This window comes from Paenibacillus sp. 7516, assembly GCF_002272715.1.
GTDB lineage: Bacteria > Bacillota > Bacilli > Paenibacillales > Paenibacillaceae > Paenibacillus > Paenibacillus illinoisensis_A.
On record NZ_NPBI01000009.1, the window covers coordinates 71,370 to 92,627 of the forward strand.

Sequence of the window (21,258 nt, forward strand, 5' to 3'; positions counted from 1 at the left end):
ATTAAATCCCATTATTAGCCTCATGTAAACATAAATTGGGCGATCCGAACCTCTTCCAAAGTTCTACACTATTCGACATTATTCAAGCTCATTGTTATAAAAAAAGAGCCGTTAGAAACGGCCCGTTATGTCAATATAACACTTGGATTCATGATTTGTAATTCTTTAACAAACTTCCTGTATCTATGATGGGCAATTTCGCATTTTACTGAATCACGCGAAACGTTATGTTCGAAAAAAGCTTCCTTATATATCTGATCCACCTTGACGATGTTGTCTGAATTAATTATCGTGGAACGATCCACCTTCAGAAACTTGAACCCCATGCTATTCATCGCATTCTGCCAATAAACCAGGGGCCCCGGTAAGTAAAAGAGTCCTTCAATCGTGTGTAGAACAACTCGATCAAGTCTGCTGTCCCATTTCATGTATAAAATAGAACTCATGTGTACATCTCTTATACCCTTGTCGCCATCAGGCGTATTCGTGACAGATAACATAGAAACAACTCCTATTTTCTAAGCAAATGTTTTGGCGGCTTAGGGTTAGATACCCATGCCAAGCTTGCTGGCATCACGGAAACAACAGCTAACGCAGACAATGCTGTTGCAACAACGGAGTATACCTTTGATTTCATCATGATTATTTTTCACCTCCTTTAAAAAGTACATATGCAACAAGCATAATGCCTTGGGCGAAGAATGCCATGGCTAAGTATGGAGAAGATAATAAAAAGTTAGAGCTAATAATAATCATGCCAGCTACTTTTAATATCGGATAAAACCGCGGTGGAATTATGGTCTGATCTTCGATACCAGCTGGAGCAAATATCACTATGCACAACAATCCGACTGCGCTTAGCAAAATAGTTGTTAAATGATTTAACGTAACAAGCGATAATAAAGTTGCCGTACCCGCTGTGGCGACAGCGCACCATGTGCTTGACTCAAGATGCAGACCCCCGGTGAGCTGCCGCAATATTGCAAAGGCAATGAGGAGTATTGCTGCTTCTTTGCCATGTCCAGTTAATAACGATCCAATAGCCGACAAACCAACCACAGAAAAAAAGTTTAACGATATAATAAGTGAATGATTAAGATCTTCAATTGGAGCTGGGTGGTTTGGCACAACAGATTTTATATGCTTGGCGATCCGCCAGGCGGCAGCCTCAATCAATCTTCCCTCTCCTTCCAAATTGCATAGTAGAGAAACAAACCGGCTGCTAGTGCCATATGTAGAATGACGAGCATTTGGTTATTCAAGTAAAACATAAACGTTGACGCCAGAAGCGAAAATATGATGAAAACAAGTACTCCAATGTGTTCCCACTTAAAACGGAATTTTTCAAAATCCGCTGTAAATCCAATCTTGAATTTCAAAAGGAAATAGGTTAATCCAAGAGCGACAATACTTGAAACAGCTTGTAGAGCTGATCCCTCAATAGAGTTTGCGAGAGAAGCAGTGTCCACGCCCCTGAAAAACACCAGCAGAATAGCTGTTTGAATTACTGTGTAGCTAAATGTGCCTAAGATTGATATAATTGCCGACCACATAACAGGAACCTTGACCACTGTTGTTATGAGTAATATGAAAAGTAAAGTGTTAATCGCTGGTGCCAAAGAAGCCATCGACGCTTCTTCTCTCAACAAATAACTTTGTAGGTTCATAATTAAGCTCAAAAACAGACCGGGCCATATATAATCCTTGACCTTCAATCTAAAAATCGCAAGCATTAAAGCGAAAGCTGACATTGATTCGAGTGTTGAAAAAAGCAGAAACCGAATTGGCTCCCACATCCTACATTTCTCCTTCGCGGCAGTATAATTTGATATTGTAATTATACTTTAAGACGCGAAAATACCATAGCCAAATTCATACAAATTCAGAGGTTTGCTGAGATTATTTTTGCGATCTCTATCGATCTTTCATCTTCTTCTAACAACAGGTTGACTTTATTTTGAGAGCGATTTATTCCAATCACTATCCCACTTACCGATTCATACTTAAACGGATCGAAAAGGATAAGATCAACCATCATTTTTTCTGCATATGAAACGGCCAATGCTCTGACAATTTCCTCTATCGCTTGTTCGTCAAGAACAGGCTTTTCCCTCCGTTGCTGTTCTCTTTTATGTTCCAACAAACGCTCCCTATGTTCAGGTAAAATTATCCTAGAGCTTTCAAACAATCCGTTTGCCACGAGCTTGCCCGCCATAATTAACCGCCTCCTATGCTGATGTTTGGATTGGGTTACATGCCAGGATATTGTCTGCCCTAAAAGTGCGAGGCTTGCCGGATAGCAAATCATCTGCCCGGATCGGACCAGAACGAACGCTTTTGACTTGGATACGACGTTTGGTTATCTGTCCTGTTTTGTCCTGGTAAATGATTTCGACCAACCTGCCTATGTATTTCACTGGCATGTTCAACCCTCCAATTTGTAAGAACGTATGTTTGTATGTATTATATGCGAACTTACGTTCCGATATCAACAAGAAAAAATAGGAGAATAGTTCACAAAAAAAGGCTCTGCCAGAAATAAGCCAGCAGAGCCTAATCATTATTTTAGACTGGTAATCAATCGTTTTAATACAATTGCCATTTCTTCCCGAGTAATAGGAGCGCCAGGACGTTTACCATCAAAGTAACCGGCATTCGTCATTTGATCCCATACATCCTTAGCCCACGGGCTTACTACATTGATATCACGTTCATTTGACACTGTATTTCCCTCCTTCGTTTCCTTCGCATTAAATAAATCCAACTCAGCTTCTCTACGCCGTACCAGACCATTCAGGACCTTGCCACCGGCTTTGTTATACTTCGGGATACTGTCAGCGATCTGATCAATCGTACGTCCCTTACAAAGCGTCTGAAGATTTCCAGGGCCTGTGTTGTAACAAAAGCTTGTGAGCGCATCGAATTGGTTTTGATTTAGTTTGTCCGTCACAGGGACATACGAAGGATTGTTAACATACGCTTCATATTTGTCCAGGTCTTTAACCAGCATTGCATCAGCCTGTTCCTGTGTGATCGTCATGCCTTCTGTAACATCTGGACCATAATGTCCCCAACCAATCGTCCAATACTTTTCAGTGGACACAGGCTTGTACGCTTTGAGCCTGCATCCCTCGAAGGTTTTGATAAGCTTGATGCCTGCATTAGAAATTTCACGCGTCTGCATCTGTGTCGGCTCCTTTCTTAGCTTGTTTAATGACCTGGTTGCCAAACACAGCAAAAGCCCCCACCAGAACACCTTGTATGAATGCTTCTGCCGATAAACCCATCATCCATATTGTTACCAGCAACGAAAATGCTGTAATGATAAATACTATAGACCAATCAGGAATCCCTGGAACACTCTTTATAATGAACCCCAAAGCCCAACAAAAGGCCAACACCACTAACAACCTCGGCTCTATTAATACGTAAATACTATTCCAATCCATTATTGAATACCTCCCTTTATGAATACCGCCGTTACAATAGCAATTATTGTACCGCCTAAAACAAATGTGAGGAACTGAAACCACTGCTTATTGTTCGTTGTCCGTTCTTTAACACTGTCTTGTTGTGTTTGCTGAAGCCAGCTAAACAATTTCATTTCCAATGTGTCAATCTTGGTCATGACCTGATCAAACTGTAATTGCATCATGCGTGTGGAGTCTTTAAGTTGCCGAATCTCGTCATCATGCCTGCCGGCTGTCTGTTCGATTAGCTTGAAGCGAGCCTCATCGGCTACCGTCTGAGCAGACAAGCGTGTGAATTCCGAACTTAAATTCTGCATCTGACTTGTTAACTCTTCTGTTTTTGTGCGCAATCCTTCAATTGTCAGCACCTCCTCTTTCATGCCCCTCTCCCCCTTCTCTATCTAATGATTGAAAACAAAAACAGCCCCCGACCACTCCGGGAGCAAACAGACATTATTATGTTATACAAGCATAGGGACCACCACCTTATTTTGATATTAGGTGAGCTTATTCTTTTCCGTCGTCCTGAAGTGCCACCTCAATATTCTTCTGGACAGCTTTTAGGATTTCGATTTGCTGATCCTTTCTGAACGCTCCTATAACAACATTGATGGCTGCCCCAATTTCACCAACGGGATCATTAAGGTCAATCGTGCACTCTACAAGTTTTCTTGCTATCATGGTTTCCTCCCAAAAGAAAAAGCCGCCCGTGTGGACGACTTAGTTCATTTATATTTATCTAATGCTGCTATTGCTTCGTTTACCAATACCAACTTCGCTTCGTATTCAACGCGCTGCTCTTCAAGTTCGGCTATGGTTTTTCTTGTATTGTCGATGTCCAACCATGAAGGTGGATTGGAGAGCAGATCCTCATACTCTTTTAATTTATTATCAATTCTTTGTAATTGAGAAACCTCAAACATTTCTTTTGTAGACAGTAGTTTTGCTTTAGTAAGACCTACATATGGATTCGATTCTTCTAGGACTGGAGTTGTGTCACTAGGCAGATCAGATTCTACCGTAATATCAATTGTTTTCTCAGTATTATCCACGATAATCTCTCCTGTCCCAACTGCCCCCACTAAAGATCTGACAGGCGCATATGATTTACCATCAGCGACGATAGCCGGGTCTGCGAGTTGTTTTCCGTTGACTTTAACAGTGTATTGCCCTGTAATCTTAGTGCCTACGACACTTTTTATTTGATCAGCAAATGCGCTTCCTAACGGGAGTGCAAGCGCAATCCCCAATACCATACCAGATGCAATGTAAAGCAGTTTTTTCATCCTTAGAACCTCCGTGTGTAATTTTCTGTTAATTATACAACGTTTATCGGTCACTAAGGTTGCAATTTTTATGGTATCTTACGATAAATATCGTCAAGGACTGCATCTAGATCATTGTACTTTCTTGTATTTATTACTCCTGCGAAATTGGCTGCTCCCTGAAATCTTATAGGACTTGCTGAATTGTTACTCCCCAAAAACAAGTTTTCAGAGAAAATCGACAAACCTGAGTTTGAATATGAGTTTATCTCTCCGGCATATCCGCCAGACGAAGTATAATAGACGATGGCAGCAACATCATTGTTTGATGACGTGGTAATTCTGATTCTGTTTACACTGTTACCGTCATATGTTCGAAAACCAAGAACGCTGCTTTGCTCGATCCGCGGACCGGCTGCCGATGTTCTAATCAACGAACCGGTTATCGTACCACCAACAATCTCAGAACCAGTTATCTTCCCTGTGAATTCGGCATCGATGGCCTTCATTTTTCCGTCTTCCCCGACTTCAAAGAATGTCGATCCTTCATTACCTATCTTTATGCTGCCACCAATAAACTGCCCTGCCCGAACGATCCCGGTGAACGTGTACTCCTGGTTAATAGCATCGAAATAGAGTGAATCCGTATATCCTCCGTTGCCATCTCCTTTTTGCATCCGGAATTCATCGGCGTTCCACTTCGATTTGGCCAATTTGTCATATCGTTCAATGACAATGCCTTCATCAGGACCGATTTTGACTCCATACATCCATTTATCCTTGCCGACCGTTGTCGTCTGGATCCGGTAGATAGTATCCTGTATTCCTTCGATGTAATTCGCAATGACCACTTTGGAATTAATCCGTTGCCGTGGTGAATAAGCATACTCGATAATCCGCTGCTGTTCATCAATCTGTAATTCCTCGTCAATGATGTCAACGGTATCTCCCAGTTCGAAATATTCCAACCCTTCAAATTCGGGTAACGTGTTCAGCTCCACGACATCGATTTCATAGGATGTCAGAACCTCTCCAGATTGCCCGTTAACGTCTTTTACGATGCCTTGCACGTTTTTACCCAGACGGAACTGAACGCCCCTGTCTCGGCCTCTCCTTCCAAGCAGGGATACGGTAAATTGATCAAACCTTAATTCCCCGCCCGCAGCCGCAGCGATTTCGAATAGAATCGATCGTGCCGTTGCATTCTCTTTTAATTCCACACTAACTACATTTGAAATTTCAACAGTCCCGATCGTAAATGCTGTTCCTTCCAGGGCCATGGACATCAGCTGCACAGGTGATCCAGAATGAATGAAACTATCCTCAAAAACGTGAAAGAGCAGGTCATAAGAGACCTGCTCACATTCTACTACTATTTGAACATCTCCATTACTGGATCGGGTCCGGCGATGTTTGACGATGTTAAAGTATTGGCCCTCAACTTCTACTAGGTTGGCAGTGTCGATGTATTGGCTTTTTTCATCGTCCATATAGACTGCGAATTTAAATGTATAAGAACCGTTTATTTGTTCGGTTATCTCGTCGTTCAAATAATCCACTAATATAGCTAGAGGCTGGAATGATTTATTTAGGATGGCTATCAATTTATCACCTCCAAATGTAAGAAAAAACCTTTACTAAAAAATCTAGTTGCAAAATTATATCGTATTATTTAGTAACACTGCTTGCATACAGGATTACCTTGTTAGATATTTTATGCAGGTAAAGTGAGAACAAAACAATTATTAATATTGTTATTAGCAGTAAACTTAATGTCTCAACAGTGGTTAAATTCATACCCTTGAATTGCTTTGCAAGCTGCATCATTATTACATGATGAACCAAGAAGACAGCAAATGAGTATTTACTTACTACCTGAATAGATCCCATGATTTTATTTGATCTTATAAATTGTGCAATATAAGCTAAAACGAAAAACACTGATATCCCAACTATTGTCACTTTATACATCTGATTAATATCAATTTTCACGAATAGCATTAACGCAGTTATAATTGACGCAATTAAGAAATGATACCATTTCACTTTTCTGATGAATTGTGTGAAATACATACCTATTAATAGCTCAGGTATTCTTGTAAGGAAGTTCCTGTTAATGCCCAATTTGAAAACGTAATTCTCTACAAATACTAAGTAGAGTACCAAGATGGCAATGAACGTAATTATCGGGTATCTTAAAACAAAAAATCTTAGAACAGGAAAACAGAGATAAAGCAAAATTATGCATCCCAAAAACCACTCCCCTAGAATGTAGTAGTTAGGTATGCTATAAAGCATATATCCATCCATGCCGAAGATTGTTAAAAAGAAACTGATGTTTGGAACGTGTGCTGTCGTTTTGTTTACGTAAAATAAATACAGGAAAGCGACAATATATGCTATCCAAAAAATCGGGTATATAGATAAAAATCGTTTAGCAAAGTATTGCCTAAGCGAGAATTTATCATTGTAGGAATACATTAGAGCCGCACCTGATATTGAAAAGAACAGCGATACCCCTATTGTACTTAAATTTCCGTTGGCGTAGTTCCATGGGATGGATAGAAAACTTTCGATTCTAAGTCCAGATAAGGTTGTACTAAAATGGTAAACAACAATAGCCAGTACCGATAAAGCTCGAATAAAATCTAGATAAAATAGTCTCTCTTTCCTCAAAAAAAGCACCTCCGCTTTTTTGAGTATATGTGGGAGTAATTACATGCGCAATAACCAAATGCTAATTTACTGCTTCACCATAACATTCTTCTATGCTTTAGCGTCCCAGTACAACACTACATTATTTGTTCCGGAAACAGGTGCAGTCCCATAAGTTACAGTGATATTTGTAGCATCAGCAGATACGAAATAGTCACCTCTTGCCGCTGTAGAACCCGCAGTAACGTTAAGGAATGTTGGTGTTCCACTCAACCCATGAGGAATCGTGAATGTGGTAGCCGAACCATTTCCTGATCCGGTAAACCTTCCTTTTTGACTTCGAAGCAAGTTGAAATCAGAAATATTGTTAGAACCTACTAAACTATAGGATGCTATGGTGTAATTGATTACTATATTACCAATAATTACATTGAAGTCAGACGAGTTTTGAAAGAATATACCACGTGCGGATCCACCGTCTAAGATATTAAAACTTATTGTGTTGTGCTTAGAAGCGGTTATCCCGTCATCAGATAGCTGTATACCGTTTGTAGTGCCTGTAATATTGTTTGATGTTATGGTAACAAAAGAAGACTTTTCTAATCGTATTCCATCGGATGTAGTTCCTTTTACTCTATTGTTTGCGACCACACCTCGTTTTACAGCGCTTAACGTTATACTCCTTCCGACAAGTACCCTAAAAATGCTGTTGCCTACTATACTTATATTGTCGCACTGTAGAATTTCAATTCCGTGGAGATTAGTTACTGTATCTATCGAGTTTCCACTAATGGTTACATTTTCCCCTGTAGTTAAAGGGGAGTTAGCAAAATATATACCTCTATTCCCACAGTTAGAAATAACATTATCAGAAATAAAAACCCCATTTCCACCGATGTGGATTCCATTATTACTTACGTTTCTGATGATATTTCCGTCAATAAGTAAATCTTTTTGAAGGTTTCCATATCCTGTTATTCCGTCATCACCTGCCCCATCAACAATGTTTCCAATTATTGATACGCCATCCCCTGTACCGATAACATTGATTCCAGAGTTAAATGAGCCAGAGCAGAAATTACCAGACACAAATATATTTTTGCTGTTACCGTTCATTGCTATTCCGATACGACCAGCATCAAAACATGAGTTGTTTATAATTTTCACATTGAAGTTTCCATCTTCAGTGTGAATACAATCTATTGTGGCATTTCGCACTATGTTATTAGAAATAATAACCTCGCTAACATTTGCAGAAAACCCTATTCCATGTCCAGTTGATCCATTAGATTTATTTGCATCTAACTCCAAACCATCTACTTTGATATTTTTCGCGCCTGTTGCAATCTGTACGAGATTACCAAGATCGGGGTCGTTAATTTGTTTAATTCTCGACCCCTTTGAACCCTGTAAGTTAATATCGGATGGAATTAATATAGAAGAAACTATATAGTGTTCATCTGTTCCGAGAGGCGGGAAATACACCGTGCCTCCTCCAGCTGTACTGGCTGCGTCTATTGCAGCTTGAATCGATATTGTATCATCAGTTACCCCATCACCAATTGCCCCAAAATTCTTCACGTTGTAAGCCAGATCTGACAACTGTTCATCAATGTAATTAATCCGATCCCCTAGTACAGTATATCCCCCGCGAGCATCCACAATCTCTGTATTATCATCACCGGATTGTGCCACAATTTCACTTATACGTTTGTGTGTATTATCAATAGCTTCTTTAGCGTTTGTTCCCGTTGCTTGACCGATATAGGATATATTTCCAGCTGAGTGGGCATCTGTCGATTCTAGATGACTCGTAAGTTGGTCATTAATATTTTGAAAGTTTTGATTTATTTTAGGATTACTGACCCTTAGCTTCTCATTTAAAAGAATATTCTGAATTTCAGCCAATTTGATTACCTCCTTATGCTGCGTATTTAGCGTTAAAGATTACGTCAACTGAAATGTTGAGATTCGTACCATTAACGATTAAATCTGAGGTGCCAGGCGGTAACTTACCAAACTTGGCATTTGTATTTCGTAACAAGTTTTGATTTCCTGACTTGACTGTTTTGCGTTTGTGGTTAATTTCTAACGTTCCATTGAATGATGTGTTGTATTTGAATTCAACGCCGCCAATTGTTAATGATAGGGTACTGAAACTGCCCGTCACTACAATCAACGGTTCAATATTCAACGTTCCGAAATTATTAATCTGGACTGTTTCAGGACCGCGGAAAGCGAATTCGTAAATATCATCCCATGCAAAATCATCTTGCCATGTGAGGTCCGTATCCCATGTGAGCAGTTCATTTGTATTCTGCTTGCTGTAGGCAAATGGATCAAATGCTGTGAAAGGTAATGTAAATGTCCCTAATCCGGATATACGGTCAATGTTTAAGCTCCCTACATATCTGACCGAGTATTTACGATCCGATGAGTTGGCAAAGACGATATCCATAGTTCTTGGTCTACCGTCTCCATCCAATAAAAAAGCAGCTAGCGCTGATACGCGCTGCTGCAGTTCAATATGATTGCGTGTTATGAAAGCACATTCCAATTCAAATTGCTTTGGTCCCATCGTAGCCCCAAAATCATAGGCCCCATGCATGCCTGGTAAAGTTACCGTATTATTCACTGTCGAGGACAGGATCGGACGTTGAGAGTTTCGAAAGACACCCAAACCTAATTCTCTTGGTGGGATCCCGTCTATAGTTAATACAGAATTGAATATCATTTAAACACCTCCCCGCCCTCTCGATGTTTGAGTGGATACATTTCCGATTTCTTGAGCCAGTTTTCTGATATCGTCATCGCTACGAATAATGATGTTCGCCCCGGCGAAAACGCCTTCCATGCTGATTTGATACACAACGCTTTCCTGTCCTGATGCAGCAGCTACACTCGGTTGACCAAAGGTTGGTTGCACCGCTTCAGCCATTGCCCGGGCCTGGTTTTGTACATTGGACAGCATGTTGGCCATACCTTGGACTAGTCCTTGACCAGCCATTTCCCCGATCCATGCCATTTCACGGGATGGAGAGTGAATATCCAATGCCTTTTGCATCGTGGTCCGTACGGAATCCGCAATTGACTTCGCTTTTGCCTGAACCGCACCTTGCATCGAAGCCAAACCATCAAGCAGTCCCTGCATAGCTTGTTTACCGATGTTCGGTAGATCCGACTTCATAGCGTTAAACTGATTCGTTGTACCATAACGGATTTCTTTTACCTTGGCATCAAAGTCAGCCTTCAATCCATCCAGCTGTGTAGCCGCATCTTCTCGTAGCTGAGTAATTTGTTTGTCGGTATCCTCACGAAGTCCAGTCAATTCACGCGCTGCAATGGCTCTAGACTCAGCGGTTTTGGTTTTCCATAAGCCGGAATACTCAGCAAGCTGCTCATCCGTAAGCGAGTTCAACGCCGCCAGCTCAGGTGCCGCCTTCGGCCCCATCTCGCGCAACTCTTCAAGCAACCCCTGGTCAATGCCTCGTGCTGCTAATGTTTCAATGTTGTGTGCCCAGGTTGCCATGTATTCCACTTGGCCGCGAAGGTTGTCCAACAGTTGCTGCCCGGATGTTTCGGATTTAGATACAACCTCGTCAAACAGTCCTGCAAAGTCATTGATAGCCTTTGCCCGCTGTTCTACCGCTTGTTCGTACACGCCATTAAGCCGCAACTCTTCAGCTGCGACATTTGCATTTACTTCTTTGGTTTTCGCAAGGAAATCTTCACTGGCTTGGGTAAGTTGGTTGTAGATCTCCAGTTTGACCTTACCCGCTGCCTCTTCGGCCGCCTTCGCCTGTTCTGACCCTGCTTTGTACCTGGCCTGAACTCGTTCCCAAGCTGACAATTGTTGAGAAAGCGATAACTCGTTAGCAGCTGCACCTTTTTCGATGTATTCCTTAGATGACTCGAAACTAGCTTTAGCCAGTTCCTGTTTGATCTTGTAGGCGTTCTTCTCAGCTGCGATATGCTGCGCAGTTCCGGCCTTATATTCGGCCTGTACCTTCTCCCACATAGCCAACTCTTGCTGAAGGCTTACTTTTCCTGTAGAAGCCTTGGAATCAATGTATGCTTTGGATGCTGCAAAGGAATCTTTGGCCGCTTTCTCCGCCGATTTTACTTGCTGATCGTGTGCCTTTTTGATCTCAAGCGTTACCTTCTGAATCTGGGCCGAAGTTTTAGCATACGATGACTTCACTTTTTCCAACGAAGATATATAACCGGCAGTGTCTACATTGCCCATTTTGTAGTTGTACTGCGCTGTGGAAAACGCGCTTTTAAAAGCATTGTTTACTTTAGTGGCAGTTTCTTTAGCTGCCTTGGCTGCTTCTTTGGACTTGTTACTGATACCGTTGGCTAAACCTTGACCAATGTTCTCCCCGTATCCGGTTGTTAGCTTTGAAGGAGAGTGAATGTCAAAGAATTTCTTGAAGAAACCACCGATCGCCTCCGAAATCTCCTTAGCCTTTCGAACCACGACATCTTTCATCGATGCGATACCGTTAACCAGACCTTCAATGATATTCTTACCGACATCCTTCATTGTGTTGAATGCCGAACTGAATATGCCCTTGATACCTTCCCAAATTGTCTTGGTTACACCTTTAGCGGCTTCCCATGCTCCGGCCCAATCTCCCTTGAAGATTGCGAGCCATCCCTTGATAATCCCGGATATTACACCGACTGCTGTTTCAACAATTATTTTGAGCGCGTCCCAAACACCCTTGAAAATGGTTTTAATCACATTCAAATAGGTTTTAAAACTATTTGTGATCACGCCGCCCCAGTCATCCCAGAATGCTTTAATCCCATTGAATACTGTTTTAATGACAGTGAATACGACATTAAAAGCTGCTCCGAATACCGTTTTGAGTATTTCTAAGGAACCTTTGAATGCAGTAGTGATCGTGGTCCCCCATTTATCCCAAAACGACTTGATCTCGTTAAAGACGAACTTGATAGCTTCAAGAATAGCTTTGAACACAGTATTAAAGAGTGTGGTTAAAACGCTCCACGTGGTTTTAAAGAAATTTGTGATATCTGATCCCCATGTGGACCAAAATGATTTAATGCCGCTGAAAATGGTTTTAATCACTTCTGAAATAGACTTCATAACAATATGGAAAACCGCTTTTAACCCATTCCAAAAGGTAGTAAATATGCCCGTGATTTCGCCGCCCCATGTGGCCCAGAACGTCTTCAACCCATTGAATATAGTTTCGGCTGCTGTTTTAATACCTTCCCAGGCGGAATTGAGTGCATTCCGTACTGATTCATTGGTGTTATACAAATACGTAAGACCGGCAACAAGCGCGGCGACCGAAGCAATAACAATACCTATCGGACCGGTTAATGCTGCGAAGATAGGCGCTAATGCAGTTAATCCAGCTGCTATTTGAGGTATGAACCCGACCAGTAGTAATAATGGCCCTGCTATGAGCGCCAGTGCCGCTGTTATCGCCCCTGCGATAGCAATGAACGTTTTTACACCTTCAGGGAACCGGTTGAAAACATCCACAACGGATTGCATAACACTCGCTGCCACTCGCAGGGCTGGAATCAAGGCAGCACCAATAGTGATTTGTGCCGTTTCCATCGCGCCGCTCAGTTCTTCCAGAGCGCCTTTGAGAGTGTCCAGCTTTTGCGCAGCGACCTGTTGAGCATCAATTTTGCCCATAGCCTCAGCCATGGCGTTAATTCCTTCGGCTCCCTCTTTGTACAAGATGTTACCGGCACGTATCGCATCGGAACCAAAGATCGTATTCAAAGCCGCTTGGCGTTGCATGTCATTGAGTCCGGAAAGCTTGTCATTCAGTAATCCGGCGATTTCGGACATGTCTTTTAAGGATCCGTTAGCGTCATAAAATGAGGAATACACCCAGCCATTGGCATCAGCCATATTCTGAGCTTCTTTGAAGTACTTCGCTGTAACCGTCTTTGCTCCATCAGCCTGGGCAAGATATGTCGCTAACGCTTTTGTGATGCCCTCGACGCTCGTTTCCGCTGGTTTGATACCCTTTTTACTCAGGTAGTCCATCGCCTTGGTTGTATCCAAGGTGAGCAAGTCCAAGTCTTTGAAGGCGTTATAAGCAGCGGCTGTCGTCGGCTGTAAGCGCATGAGCATTGTTTTGAGTGAAGTACCTGCATCCGATCCTTTTAAGCCATTCTGAGCGAATGCAGCCAGTGCAGTGGCCGTATCTTGGAATGACAGCCCCACCGAAGCAGCAACCGAAGCAGATTGAGCTAATCCATACTGTAGTTCGCTAACGCTTGTCGCAGATGCGTTGGCTGCCCCTGCCAGTATATCTGCAGCATCTTGGACTGATAATGAATCTGCCTTAAAAGCATTAAGTGCTGTGGAAGCAATCTCTGCAGCGTCTGCCAGTTCCAACTCTCCTGCTGTTGCCAGGGAAAGAGCACCGGACAAACCGCCAGACATGACGTCTTTCACGCTCACTCCGGCCTTGATCAGTTCCTCTATCCCTTGTGCTGCTTCCGTGGCGCTGTACTTGGTGTCAGCACCCATAGTAATTGCCAGCTGTTCAAGCTCGGTTTTAAACTTGTTGACCTCAGCCGGATCCATAACTGAATATGCATTTGCCATGCCTTGCTCAAAATCAGCTGCGCTTTTAACAGCAACCCCAAGTCCGCCAGCAAGAATACCACCAAAGGCCGTAACTCCCGCGCCGAGCTTCTTCATTTGCTCAAAGGAATTACCCATAGATTCCTGCGCTTGGTCGAACGATTCTTTGTAATCCTGGCCAAGCTTGCTTACCTGTTTGCTTTGCTCCCCTAATACGTCCGTAGTTTGATCGATACGGTTATTCAGGGTTTGTAATTCCTGCTCCGTTTTGACCACTTCGCGCTGGAATGCCCGGTACTGTCCTTCTGTGATATCCCCCCGGGCAAACTGTTGATTGACTTGCTCCTGTACTAATTTCAGCCGGTTCAATTTCTCTTGTGTATTGCTTACAGAGTCAGCGAGTAACTTCTGTTTTTGAGCTAACAATTCAGTGCTACCTGGATCGAACTTCAAAAGTTTTTCAACTTGCCTCAACTCTGTTTGGATATCTCTTGATTTCTTATTGACATCAGTAAGCGCCTTGGATAATCCGGACGTCTCCGCACCGATGACAACGTTAATCCCTTTAATCGTTTCTGCCACACAGCCCACCTACCTTATGTTCCAGGCAGGCATTGGCTCGCTACTTAATGTGCGGCTCGCTCTGTTCCTTAATTTTCACAACTACAATTCGTTTGCAGCGCAAACATTTAATTTCAACGTCTGCTATCCGCGCATTAAAAAGAAGATGCCTGCAATGAGGGCACCTAACTTGTTGTAAATCCATATGATCACCACACAGTCACTTCAAATCGCTACGCTTTGTTTTTGGATTCGACCATGGTCTTAAGCCGTTTCATCTCAGCGTCCAGCTTCTTTTTGGTATTGGAGATCCGGACGTCAATTCCCTGAACCTGTCTCTTAGTTAAGCCGCCTTTTCCTGGCCGCTGCATAAGAACCGTTAACAAAGCATTAAATGTCCGAACCTTCTCATTCTCGTAATACGCAGTGTACACATGGCCACAATGAGGACAAGAAAAGCCCACCCGATTTACTTTGGGCAGGACTTCTTCTTTGCCATAACTGATTAATACGAACTCTTCGCCGCAACCTTCATTACATTCCATTTTCATCATCGGGACGTCCTCCTATTTGCCATAAAAGGCGTCGATATCTGCTTGAGTAGCTTCTCTTGAACCTTTCTTTTTATCTTCTTGGCCTGTATAGCTCCTTGCTAGATCAATCAAATCGGAACATGTTAGTTCACACATTTCCTCCATACTCAGCCCGATTCGCTTCCCGATTGCCAGGAGATCAATTTCTAAACGCGATTCCTTATTTCCGACCCGCGAAGGCTCCTCGGATTCCCGCACTTTTACGAAAAAACCCTTTTGTCGCTTCCTCCACAACATCAAGAACGAGATCCTCATCCGAAAAATCGATGTCCTCTCCATATTCATGCAACCAAGACGCGAATTTAGGGAATGGTTTCCCAAACTTATCTGCTTTAGCCATTGCCCAAGCCATCTGCAAGATGGACAGGAAATTGATATTCCCCAGAGCCTGAAAGTCTGCTTGGGAAACCCCTTGTACTTCCTCGTCCCCTTCTTCTTTCTGTTCTTTCGCTTCGTAACCATTAATTATCTTTGTCATATCTCCGACCAGGTCCGATCCAAACTCCTGCTTATAGAACAGTAGAGCAGGCGCTACCGCTCTGATCTGAACCGTTTTTTCTCCGAATTTAATTTCTCGCACTTTCATCGTCTCCAATCTCAGTTTGGTTTTGAATATCATTGAGGTTTTCATCCTCCGTTGCACCCGCCTGCACCTCATCGTCAGACGGGCTTAACATGGCATTAGAGGCGTTTACTCCCCCGCAGTGAATGTTGGTGTGTAAACTGTCGTAAAGAAGGAATTAAACTGTGTAGCGTTCGTTGCGTTCAATTCTAAATCGCCTTTAACAATGACATTGTCATTAATTTCAATTGGTGAAGATGTCATGGACAGGGTTTCGCCCACGATTTCCGTCGATTCCCCTTTAGTGGTATTCTCTTTCGCTGTACGAGCTGCTTGGCAATCGTAGTACACAAATCGTCTATCCCGTTTGTCGCCTTTCACTTGACCCAGCAAAGCAAATTTCTCAGGCATGCCGTCCGCAATTTCGACCAACATACCGTTGTTATCAATTTTCCAACCAAACATGCGTGCCTTGATCTCATCTGGAATGTTTGCCATCTCCAGTTCTCCGGTATAACCGTTATTACTTGTGACAAGGAAATACGCCATGTTATCAGCATAGAAAGTGCTCGTTTCCCCTTGTGCTTCAGGTGTCCATCTCACTGCGCCCGGAATAGGGATTGGCGTTTCCCAAGCCGGCTGTTCAGTAGCGGCAGCAGAGAAAAACGCAATGTGTACCTTGTCCAATCCGAATGTTACTTTATTTTCTGACATATATGTCACCCTCCGATTAATTGAATTGTGAATACCATTTGGAACATATTTTCACTTTCCAGATATGTTTCGGTTCTGTTATAAGGCAATTGCATTTCTTTTAGCTTCGCCTTAACTTTTTCCTCCGCTACCGGATCTTTTTTTTCGGTATATAGTTCCACCTGAAAATTGGGTATCTCGGCATAGTTGACGTTATCCGCCATGAAATCATTATCATAAGCAAACAGATACACCAGATACGGTGCCTTTGGCTCAGACTTGAAATGCGAATAAGCGACTGGATATCCAATCGCTTCGAGACCGTTATAAAGTTCAGTTTGTGTCAAATGAATCATCCTCCATTACTGATGATCGATTTTATTCGATTCACCATATCTGGAAGTTCCCGATCACATACGGGTCTGATATGTGGCTTTCCCGCAACCCGTCCGCCGCTTCTTTTGGCATACCCGTTTTCTTGCAAATGAGTAATACTTGGTTTGTTTTTGTTGTATACGACGTTCCTGGCAATACCATTTTTTGATTCCTTTTTTAATGTCCACCCCTTAGCGTAGACGCCACTTTTTTTAGGAGATAATTGCGATATGCCTTTGACTACACGTCTTGAAGTCGCATTCACTTCATTTTCTACCCCGGCAGAAACATCCTCGGTGTACGTCTTCACGGCAGAGGTAATTGCATTGGCTAGTTTGTCGAGCGAGACCGTCATGCTATAGCCTCCCCTCAGCGATAATAGTGAACGTGGCATTTAGCTCGTCGTCATTGATGATGCTTTTCACATCATAGGCCACGTTTTTGTACAGAATCTCAATCCGTGTTTTATTTTCCGAAAACAGTTTATCCAGTGTTTTTGAGTATCGGACCACGAATCTGGTAACATGCTCCGTGTTGGTTTGAGCTGCCGCCGCGTATTCCGATCCCTTGGTTGTTTTAACCATGGACCACAGCTGACAGAGCTCCCCGAATGTTTCCGTTTCGTTCCCGATATCATCTTTGGTCACTGTTGGTCCATGAACGGATATCCGCTTGTTGAAACGACCGCTGTGACTACTGCCATTGTATCGATTTACATTGTATCGTTTCTCATTCATACGCTTCGCCTTCCAATGCTTTTGCTAGATTCAGATTGTTAATCTGAGTTAAAAAGTTGGTGTAAAAATACTCCAGCGCATCATTGTAAGCATAGCGTGAACGTTCGAAAACGAGTTCCTTGAAAACTTCGTCTGTAAGAATGTCGTATTCCCCGCATACGCGTACCAGATCCGCATGCGAGGCTTTGAGCATCCTCAGTAGATTTCCATTCTCATCATCATCCAGGTGCATCCGGTCTTTAAACTCTTGAAGGATCTCTGGCGTAATTACTTCTGCCATTTAGATCACTCCTTTAAAGCTTTTTCTGCCTCGAGCGCCTCATCCTTACCCTTTACTTTCTCTCCATTGGAGAGTTCGTAAGTGCCGCCGCCAACGTGTTTTGGGAATTCAGACTTTTCCTCGGCAACTTCTTTAACCACCTCGGATTCATCTTCTTTCTGAACGTCACCGCTATCCTGGGCACTTTCAATTTCTTCAACATCAGCCAAATAGATCTTGTTGTACTCCGGATGTATTTCGGATAGATAACGAACACGCTCCTCATCTGCAGAGTATCCTTCAGCCGGGTAGGTATCACCTGGTTGATAGATCCGATTGTCATGGTCTTTATCTCGAAACTGATTAACAACCTTTGCTTTTAAACTCATCGATATCCCCTCCTATTTAAGTCTGTAGAAGCCCCTTTTAAGGAGCATCTACAGTTTCAGCGCCAAATTGAATATCCAGGTCATACACCAATGCAGCCTTGTTGTCTTTCGGTCTACCGTTAGCAAATTGCTTAATTGTGTAGAGCATTGCATCTTCAATGGCAAGGGTTTGATCGAACTTGTTCGCCTTATAACCACCAGCAATCACAGCAAGGTATTGTCCTTTTACAAAGAACAGAGCTTTTTTCGCTGGAATTTCTTCCGACTCAACAAGTTGAATGTTGTACGGAAGCGATGTAACCCATTGACCATTTGCAGTTTGGATCGTGTTACGGAACTGGACGCTAATCAAGTCGATTGGGTTTACAACCATTACGATTTTGTTAGATACCTTTCGGGGTTTACCCTTTTCATTTGTGGTCAGGTTTTGGATAACGTCATGCAGTTCTCCGGCAACAACTTCACCCATAAGAGAAGGAGCAAACGTCAACACCCCGGAAGAGGTTTTGGGAGTCACAGCTCCAGTTGAACTGTCGCGATTCATCATCAACCCGATTGGTTCGCTCTGAGCCGGACCACGACCGTTAACCAATCCAAATTCAAGACCAACGGCATAGCTTTCCACCAGCACGGTACGAACATAACGTTCCACCCAAGTTGGTCCCAGTTCGAGCATATCCTTCGGAATTACAGCAAACGCTGTGAGCTTCAGTTGACCGATTTTTTCTTCCCGGAAAGCAGCGCTAATTTGTCCCTTAATCTCCCCAAACAGATCTCCCCACGCGTATGCTTTGTTCGCGTCAGAGTAGATAAACCGAGTTACCGCTCCGAGATCCTGCAGACCAATTGCGTCTAAAAGCGGGTGCTCTGATACCAGATCCTCGAAAACCCGTTCTTGAACCGTCTCAGGCAAGATCATATTTTCAGTGAAACCACCGCTGATAATTACCTCGTTGAAAAACTTCTTCTCTTCCGAAGTCAAAACATTATGCCCTCTTGCGGTAAGTACTTGGGCATCTGTATTTTCATTACGAACTTGTGTCGTGATTTTTTCCGTTAGGTCTTCCGCAAGAGCGTCCTGCATTTCATTCCAAGCGACTGCTTGTTTCTCAGCATCCGCCCCGTTTTTGACCAAATCCATGTATGCTGCCTTTTTTGTTTCGAAGTTTTCCATTTTGCCATTCAATTTCATAGTCATATTCAATGACCTCCCTTTTTAATTAAAAAAGAACCGCGGTCCAGTTGTAGCATCTGGCTTCGGTTCTTCTTTGTGAGATTGGTTTTTAAATTGTCTCAGTTCATTTTGTAAGTTAACGACTTGTGCCCTGAGTTCAGTGATAACTTCTTCCTCTTTATTTGAACCCGCAGCTGTGGAAGTAGCAAATCCGAGATCGACGGCTTTTTGAGCACTGAACCATGTCTCAGCATCAACCATGTTACGAATTTCCTCACGGGTGATATTGGCCTTTGTCATGTAAATATCGATTATCCCTTCTTCCAGTTCGTCCAGGACATCCGCTTCTTTTCTCATATCCGTTTTGGTTCCCCAAACAAACGAACTGGCTTCATGAATCATGAACATTGAACCGAGTCCCATAATCAATTCATCCGCAGCCATAGCGATAACCGAAGCAGCTGAACACGCCCATCCATCAATATTGATGGTAACCTTGCCGTCATGCTTCTTCAGACGGTTGTAGATGGCTATCCCGTCAAAAGCATCCCCGCCAGGGCTGTTCATGTTAATGACGATATCGCCAGTAATGTTTTTTAGGGCATTGTCGATGTCTGATGCCGAAACTGAGTCCTCCCACCACGAATCACCAATAATTCCGTAAATCGTAAGTTCTGTAGAATTGGTATCATCGTTTCTGACCGTTTCAAACTTCCGTGAAACTTTTTGTAGCTGATCGACATAAGCCTGATTCTTAAAGGTTTTGAAGTAATCTTGCTTCGTGAATTTACGCATTTGTATCACCCCCTTCCGGAACAGCAGAAGCGGACTGATAGTTTTTCGTTAATACATACTCATCAAGTGCCGGATTGTCCACAGGTTCATCTCCCAACATAATTCGAATGTCATTTCCACTGTAAGTACCGCTGGCACGCAATTTATCAACCGCATTTGCCAGTTCTAGAGGGTTCATTTCAGCAATTCCGCGAACCTTAATCCTTTTCCCGGCGATGTAGTCCTTCTTGGATATCAGCTTCGCGTTCAACTCATCTTCAATTTTTTTAATTAAAGGTTGAATGCAGAATTTGATATATGCTTTGATAGCTGTTTCATATTCTGACATGTCACCATGAATCAAAGAGGTTGGTATGCCGATGATGTTTGCGACATCATCTGTTAAGTCTCGCTTAACCTTTGCCAGTTCATCAACGGATTTACCGTTATTTGCTCCATCATTGACCTCGTTGTACTGGAACCCTTTTACCAATGGCACCAAAGCAATAGATCTATTTTTAAAAGCATCGAACAATCTATTGATGAAATTTTGCAATTTGGTTGTATTCTCTTCGCTCATGGTTTGGGTTGAATCCATTCCAACCGTTCCTCTTATCTGGTTACTCAGTTTCTGAGTCTCAAGCATCCTGCCAAATAAATCCGAATAGTCGTCAAATGCGCCTTCCATGAACTTTGATAACTTTTCATTGTTGTATGACCAGTAAAGCACCTCATCCATTCGAAACGAGCGCCTGAAAGTGTAGTCTTTCACAACAATATCCCGGAACACATCAGGGAACACGGCATATTCGTCCCTAGTGAAGCTATCGGCAACCAACAAATCATTACTATCTGACAAAACGATAAGAACCTCATTTTCGTCAATCAGCTTGTGTGTTACTCGCTGCCAGAACTCTGCTGCAGATTGATCGGTGTTTGGCCTTACATTCAACAGGTAGTCCCAATCATCATGCTGACGCCTATCGTCTTTCATAATCCTGAATTCACTTTGGCTTATCGTTCGTCCGATGAAGTTTATGCACGTTTCAAGCGCCATTTTTTTGAGGTAGGCCCGACTTGACGAATCAATACCAAAATCCAGATCAAACAACGATTCCAACTCTTTATTGCGCCTCAGTATACTGTCTAGAAAACCCATGGTTTA

At 42.7% G+C, this 21,258-nt stretch carries 27 protein-coding genes; all 27 read right to left on the reverse strand.

Annotation, left to right across the window (positions count from 1 at the left end; translation table 11 throughout):
* Positions 1-125: 125 nt before the first annotated feature.
* The 27 genes from CHI14_RS30810 to CHI14_RS09450 all read right to left on the reverse strand — a co-directional run bounded on the left by CHI14_RS30810 (position 126) and on the right by CHI14_RS09450 (position 21,252).
* A complete protein-coding gene (locus CHI14_RS30810) occupies positions 126-500 on the reverse strand; it encodes a LytTR family transcriptional regulator DNA-binding domain-containing protein (RefSeq protein WP_095288162.1) in 375 nt (124 codons plus the stop codon).
* A 142-nt stretch (positions 501-642) separates the two neighbouring features.
* The gene (locus tag CHI14_RS09325; protein WP_170948070.1) at positions 643-1,176 is read right to left on the reverse strand and encodes an accessory gene regulator B family protein; all 534 of its coding nucleotides are present in this window, start codon (positions 1,174-1,176) and stop codon (positions 643-645) included.
* Positions 1,173-1,796 carry a hypothetical protein gene (locus tag CHI14_RS09330; protein ID WP_095288165.1) on the reverse strand — a complete coding sequence of 208 codons (624 nt, stop codon included), beginning with the start codon at positions 1,794-1,796 and terminating at the stop codon, positions 1,173-1,175. The genes CHI14_RS09325 and CHI14_RS09330 overlap by 4 nt, the downstream gene beginning before the upstream one ends.
* A gap of 86 nt (positions 1,797-1,882) precedes the next feature.
* A complete protein-coding gene (locus CHI14_RS09335) occupies positions 1,883-2,215 on the reverse strand; it encodes a YolD-like family protein (RefSeq protein WP_095288166.1) in 333 nt (110 codons plus the stop codon).
* A gap of 13 nt (positions 2,216-2,228) precedes the next feature.
* On the reverse strand, positions 2,229-2,423 hold the full coding sequence (locus CHI14_RS09340) for a hypothetical protein (RefSeq protein WP_095288167.1): 195 nt from the start codon (positions 2,421-2,423) through the stop codon (positions 2,229-2,231).
* Between the two features lie 137 nt (positions 2,424-2,560).
* Positions 2,561-3,184, reverse strand: coding sequence for a lysozyme (locus tag CHI14_RS09345; protein WP_095288168.1), 624 nt, complete (start codon positions 3,182-3,184; stop codon positions 2,561-2,563).
* Positions 3,171-3,449, reverse strand: a complete 279-nt coding sequence (locus CHI14_RS09350) for a phage holin family protein (RefSeq protein WP_095288169.1) — start codon at positions 3,447-3,449, stop codon at positions 3,171-3,173. The genes CHI14_RS09345 and CHI14_RS09350 overlap by 14 nt, the downstream gene beginning before the upstream one ends.
* Positions 3,449-3,850: a hypothetical protein gene (locus CHI14_RS09355; RefSeq protein WP_095288170.1), complete on the reverse strand. Its 402-nt coding sequence runs from the start codon at positions 3,848-3,850 to the stop codon at positions 3,449-3,451. Before CHI14_RS09355 ends, CHI14_RS09350 begins: the two co-directional genes overlap by 1 nt.
* Before the next feature lie 127 nt (positions 3,851-3,977).
* Positions 3,978-4,151, reverse strand: a complete 174-nt coding sequence (locus CHI14_RS29935; protein ID WP_170948071.1) for a hypothetical protein — start codon at positions 4,149-4,151, stop codon at positions 3,978-3,980.
* A 44-nt stretch (positions 4,152-4,195) separates the two neighbouring features.
* A complete protein-coding gene (locus CHI14_RS09360; protein ID WP_095288171.1) occupies positions 4,196-4,756 on the reverse strand; it encodes a 2,' 3'-cyclic nucleotide 2'-phosphodiesterase in 561 nt (186 codons plus the stop codon).
* Between the two features lie 68 nt (positions 4,757-4,824).
* A complete protein-coding gene (locus tag CHI14_RS09365; protein ID WP_249281063.1) occupies positions 4,825-6,294 on the reverse strand; it encodes a prophage endopeptidase tail family protein in 1,470 nt (489 codons plus the stop codon).
* Positions 6,295-6,403: 109 nt separating this feature from the next.
* A complete protein-coding gene (locus CHI14_RS09370; RefSeq protein WP_170948072.1) occupies positions 6,404-7,411 on the reverse strand; it encodes an acyltransferase family protein in 1,008 nt (335 codons plus the stop codon).
* A 90-nt stretch (positions 7,412-7,501) separates the two neighbouring features.
* A complete protein-coding gene (locus CHI14_RS09375) occupies positions 7,502-9,298 on the reverse strand; it encodes a right-handed parallel beta-helix repeat-containing protein (RefSeq protein WP_095288174.1) in 1,797 nt (598 codons plus the stop codon).
* Between the two features lie 13 nt (positions 9,299-9,311).
* Complete coding sequence (locus tag CHI14_RS09380; RefSeq protein ID WP_095288175.1) at positions 9,312-10,124, reverse strand: distal tail protein Dit; 813 nt, start codon at positions 10,122-10,124, stop codon at positions 9,312-9,314.
* On the reverse strand, positions 10,125-14,558 hold the full coding sequence (locus tag CHI14_RS09385; protein ID WP_095288176.1) for a phage tail tape measure protein: 4,434 nt from the start codon (positions 14,556-14,558) through the stop codon (positions 10,125-10,127).
* A gap of 40 nt (positions 14,559-14,598) precedes the next feature.
* Complete coding sequence (locus CHI14_RS30815; protein ID WP_095288177.1) at positions 14,599-14,742, reverse strand: Com family DNA-binding transcriptional regulator; 144 nt, start codon at positions 14,740-14,742, stop codon at positions 14,599-14,601.
* 28 nt (positions 14,743-14,770) lie between these two features.
* Positions 14,771-15,091 (reverse strand): hypothetical protein, encoded by a 321-nt coding sequence (locus CHI14_RS09395; protein ID WP_095288178.1) that lies wholly within the window; start codon positions 15,089-15,091, stop codon positions 14,771-14,773.
* A gap of 199 nt (positions 15,092-15,290) precedes the next feature.
* The gene (locus tag CHI14_RS09405; RefSeq protein WP_170948073.1) at positions 15,291-15,761 is read right to left on the reverse strand and encodes a hypothetical protein; all 471 of its coding nucleotides are present in this window, start codon (positions 15,759-15,761) and stop codon (positions 15,291-15,293) included.
* A 60-nt stretch (positions 15,762-15,821) separates the two neighbouring features.
* Complete coding sequence (locus CHI14_RS09410; protein WP_095288181.1) at positions 15,822-16,406, reverse strand: major tail protein; 585 nt, start codon at positions 16,404-16,406, stop codon at positions 15,822-15,824.
* A gap of 5 nt (positions 16,407-16,411) precedes the next feature.
* Positions 16,412-16,732 (reverse strand): hypothetical protein, encoded by a 321-nt coding sequence (locus CHI14_RS09415; protein WP_095288429.1) that lies wholly within the window; start codon positions 16,730-16,732, stop codon positions 16,412-16,414.
* Positions 16,733-16,737: 5 nt separating this feature from the next.
* The gene (locus CHI14_RS09420; RefSeq protein WP_249281053.1) at positions 16,738-17,115 is read right to left on the reverse strand and encodes an HK97 gp10 family phage protein; all 378 of its coding nucleotides are present in this window, start codon (positions 17,113-17,115) and stop codon (positions 16,738-16,740) included.
* 1 nt (position 17,116) lies between these two features.
* Positions 17,117-17,497: a phage head closure protein gene (locus CHI14_RS09425; protein WP_095288183.1), complete on the reverse strand. Its 381-nt coding sequence runs from the start codon at positions 17,495-17,497 to the stop codon at positions 17,117-17,119.
* Positions 17,490-17,777 carry a hypothetical protein gene (locus tag CHI14_RS09430; RefSeq protein ID WP_095288184.1) on the reverse strand — a complete coding sequence of 96 codons (288 nt, stop codon included), beginning with the start codon at positions 17,775-17,777 and terminating at the stop codon, positions 17,490-17,492. The genes CHI14_RS09425 and CHI14_RS09430 overlap by 8 nt, the downstream gene beginning before the upstream one ends.
* A 5-nt stretch (positions 17,778-17,782) precedes the next feature.
* The gene (locus CHI14_RS09435) at positions 17,783-18,145 is read right to left on the reverse strand and encodes a hypothetical protein (protein ID WP_095288185.1); all 363 of its coding nucleotides are present in this window, start codon (positions 18,143-18,145) and stop codon (positions 17,783-17,785) included.
* Between the two features lie 37 nt (positions 18,146-18,182).
* The gene (locus CHI14_RS09440; protein WP_095288186.1) at positions 18,183-19,343 is read right to left on the reverse strand and encodes a phage major capsid family protein; all 1,161 of its coding nucleotides are present in this window, start codon (positions 19,341-19,343) and stop codon (positions 18,183-18,185) included.
* An 18-nt stretch (positions 19,344-19,361) separates the two neighbouring features.
* Positions 19,362-20,114, reverse strand: coding sequence for a head maturation protease, ClpP-related (locus tag CHI14_RS09445; RefSeq protein ID WP_095288187.1), 753 nt, complete (start codon positions 20,112-20,114; stop codon positions 19,362-19,364).
* The gene (locus tag CHI14_RS09450) at positions 20,107-21,252 is read right to left on the reverse strand and encodes a phage portal protein (RefSeq protein WP_095288188.1); all 1,146 of its coding nucleotides are present in this window, start codon (positions 21,250-21,252) and stop codon (positions 20,107-20,109) included. Before CHI14_RS09450 ends, CHI14_RS09445 begins: the two co-directional genes overlap by 8 nt.
* Between the last annotated feature and the right edge of the window lie 6 nt (positions 21,253-21,258).

Coding starts and splice junctions, on each gene's coding strand:
- CHI14_RS09335 (WP_095288166.1), bottom strand. CDS start 2,215: ATGGCGGGCAAGCTCGTGGCAAACGGATTGTTTGAAAGCTCTAGGATA.
- CHI14_RS09410 (WP_095288181.1), bottom strand. CDS start 16,406: ATGTCAGAAAATAAAGTAACATTCGGATTGGACAAGGTACACATTGCG.
- CHI14_RS09420 (WP_249281053.1), bottom strand. CDS start 17,115: ATGACGGTCTCGCTCGACAAACTAGCCAATGCAATTACCTCTGCCGTG.
- CHI14_RS09340 (WP_095288167.1), bottom strand. CDS start 2,423: ATGCCAGTGAAATACATAGGCAGGTTGGTCGAAATCATTTACCAGGAC.
- CHI14_RS09330 (WP_095288165.1), bottom strand. CDS start 1,796: ATGTGGGAGCCAATTCGGTTTCTGCTTTTTTCAACACTCGAATCAATG.
- CHI14_RS09450 (WP_095288188.1), bottom strand. CDS start 21,252: ATGGGTTTTCTAGACAGTATACTGAGGCGCAATAAAGAGTTGGAATCG.
- CHI14_RS09440 (WP_095288186.1), bottom strand. CDS start 19,343: ATGACTATGAAATTGAATGGCAAAATGGAAAACTTCGAAACAAAAAAG.
- CHI14_RS09435 (WP_095288185.1), bottom strand. CDS start 18,145: ATGAGTTTAAAAGCAAAGGTTGTTAATCAGTTTCGAGATAAAGACCAT.
- CHI14_RS09395 (WP_095288178.1), bottom strand. CDS start 15,091: ATGATGAAAATGGAATGTAATGAAGGTTGCGGCGAAGAGTTCGTATTA.
- CHI14_RS09425 (WP_095288183.1), bottom strand. CDS start 17,497: ATGAATGAGAAACGATACAATGTAAATCGATACAATGGCAGTAGTCAC.
- CHI14_RS09380 (WP_095288175.1), bottom strand. CDS start 10,124: ATGATATTCAATTCTGTATTAACTATAGACGGGATCCCACCAAGAGAA.
- CHI14_RS09350 (WP_095288169.1), bottom strand. CDS start 3,449: ATGGATTGGAATAGTATTTACGTATTAATAGAGCCGAGGTTGTTAGTG.
- CHI14_RS30815 (WP_095288177.1), bottom strand. CDS start 14,742: ATGGATTTACAACAAGTTAGGTGCCCTCATTGCAGGCATCTTCTTTTT.
- CHI14_RS09345 (WP_095288168.1), bottom strand. CDS start 3,184: ATGCAGACGCGTGAAATTTCTAATGCAGGCATCAAGCTTATCAAAACC.
- CHI14_RS09430 (WP_095288184.1), bottom strand. CDS start 17,777: ATGGCAGAAGTAATTACGCCAGAGATCCTTCAAGAGTTTAAAGACCGG.
- CHI14_RS09355 (WP_095288170.1), bottom strand. CDS start 3,850: ATGAAAGAGGAGGTGCTGACAATTGAAGGATTGCGCACAAAAACAGAA.
- CHI14_RS09405 (WP_170948073.1), bottom strand. CDS start 15,761: ATGAAAACCTCAATGATATTCAAAACCAAACTGAGATTGGAGACGATG.
- CHI14_RS09360 (WP_095288171.1), bottom strand. CDS start 4,756: ATGAAAAAACTGCTTTACATTGCATCTGGTATGGTATTGGGGATTGCG.
- CHI14_RS09445 (WP_095288187.1), bottom strand. CDS start 20,114: ATGCGTAAATTCACGAAGCAAGATTACTTCAAAACCTTTAAGAATCAG.
- CHI14_RS29935 (WP_170948071.1), bottom strand. CDS start 4,151: ATGATAGCAAGAAAACTTGTAGAGTGCACGATTGACCTTAATGATCCC.
- CHI14_RS30810 (WP_095288162.1), bottom strand. CDS start 500: ATGTTATCTGTCACGAATACGCCTGATGGCGACAAGGGTATAAGAGAT.